Source organism: Streptomyces sp. NRRL B-24572, assembly GCF_002156145.1.
Classification (GTDB): domain Bacteria; phylum Actinomycetota; class Actinomycetes; order Streptomycetales; family Streptomycetaceae; genus Streptomyces; species Streptomyces vietnamensis.
The window spans coordinates 1-1,763 of sequence record NZ_MWIG01001018.1; the positions used below are offsets into that span (position 1 = coordinate 1).

Genomic DNA, 1,763 nt, shown 5'->3' on the forward strand with positions numbered 1-1,763 from the left:
GCCGAGGACCTGGACCGGGGCCGCCTTCGCCGCGTCGCCGAAGATCTTCCCGATCGGGGCGCCGGAGAAGTACGCGTCCTTCGCGCCGGCGACCTTCTCGATCGCGCCGGTGGACGAGGGGAAGTTGCCCTGCTTCTCGAAGAGCCGGGTCTGCTGCTCGGGCGCGGTGAGCCACTTGATCAGCTCGTACGCCTCCTTCTTGTGCTGCGCGGCCTTCGGCACGGCCAGGTAGGAGCCGCCCCAGTTGCCGGCGCCGCCGGGGAGCGCGGCGACGTCCCACTTGCCCTTGCCGGCGTCACCGGCCTGGCCCTTGATGTAGCCGAGCATCCAGGCGGGGCACGGGATCGTGGCGAACGAACCGGCGGCGAAGGCCTGGTTCCACTGCGGGGACCACTGGTCGAGCTTGGCGCTCAGCCCGCTCCGCGCGGCCTCCACGGAGTGGTCCCAGGCGGTGCGCAGGGCGGGGTTGTCCTGCCAGATGAGCTTGCCGGAGGCGTCGTAGTACCGCTCCTTCTCCTGACCGATCATGATGGAGTACAGGCTGCCGACGCTGTCGATCCACGCGCTCTTGCCCGGCGCCTTGGCCTTGTACTGCTTCCCGAGCTCCAGGTAGCCGTCCCAGGTGGCCCACTTCTTCGCCAGTTCCTCACGGCCGGTGGGCAGTCCGGCCTGCTTGAACAGGTCCGCGCGGTAGCAGAGGGCCTCCGGGCCGACGTCCGTGCCGAGGCCGAGGACCTCGCCGCCCCTGCCGGTGGCGGCGGCCCACTTGGCCGGGGCGAACTGCTCCTCGAGCGCGTCCGCCCCGTACTTCCTGAGGTCCTCGAACCGCTCGGCCTGCTGCTGGGTGACAGAGGCGATCCGGCCGACCTCGATGCCCTGCACGTCGGCGAGGCCACCGCCGCCGGCGAGCCGGGTCTGGAGGGACTTCCAGTAGTCGGCCTCGTCCTCGGTGTCCGTCTGCTTGATCGTGACACCGGGGTGGAGCTTCTCGTACTCCGCGTACAGCCCGGCCTCCTTGTATCCGAAAGAGCCGAACAGGTCCACGGTGATCGTGACCTCGCCACCGGCGCCGTCCCCCGACGCGTCGTCCGTCGAACTTCCACAGGCGGCGAGCAGTGTCCCGGTGAGCACGACCGCCCCCAGGCGGGCGGCGGTTCTCTTGGCGGCGCGGGTGACGAGCATGGGAGGCCTCCTTGGCTCCGGAGCGAGCGAGAGTCTCTGAGAGCGCTCTCAAGTCTGCGGGGGGAGCGTGCCCGTGGAGAGGCGTATCCGTCAAGACTCGAAGGAGTATCGGACGAGAAGAGCCGTCAACTCCCATCTGTGTTCAACCCATTGACACAGTCGTTTCGCGGGTTTTACGTTTCCGGCGATCTGAGAGCGCTCTCACCCCCTTCGCCGCACACCCCCCACCTCCCCCGACGACATGAGGTGCTCCTTCATGCCAGCCCCCCGCAGCAGGCCGGCCGCAGTGCTGGTCCTGGTCTCCGCCCTCGCCGCCTGTGGAAGTTCGACGGACGACGCGTCGGGGGACGGCGCCGGTGGCGAGGTCACGATCACCGTGGACCTGTTCGGCTCTTTCGGATACAAGGAGGCCGGGCTGTACGCGGAGTACGAGAAGCTCCACCCCGGTGTCACGATCAAGCAGACGGACACCGAGGACGAGGCCGACTACTGGAAGTCCCTCCAGACCCGGCTCGCCGGCGGCGGTGGCCTCGCCGACGTGCAGGGCATCGAGGTCGGCCGGATCGCCTCTGTCACCCAGC

Annotated in this window: 1 protein-coding gene and 1 pseudogene; one reads left to right on the plus strand and one right to left on the minus strand. The window is 69.1% G+C overall.

What is annotated here, in order from left to right; all coding sequences use genetic code 11:
• Positions 1–1,182 (minus strand): ABC transporter substrate-binding protein (locus tag CCN56_RS39630; protein ID WP_086832430.1); only part of this gene is annotated, 1,182 nt, incomplete at its 3' end.
• A gap of 256 nt (positions 1,183–1,438) precedes the next feature.
• Here CCN56_RS39630 and CCN56_RS39635 point away from each other — a divergent pair.
• Positions 1,439–1,763 (plus strand): annotated as a pseudogene (locus tag CCN56_RS39635) (carbohydrate ABC transporter substrate-binding protein); the annotation flags it as partial.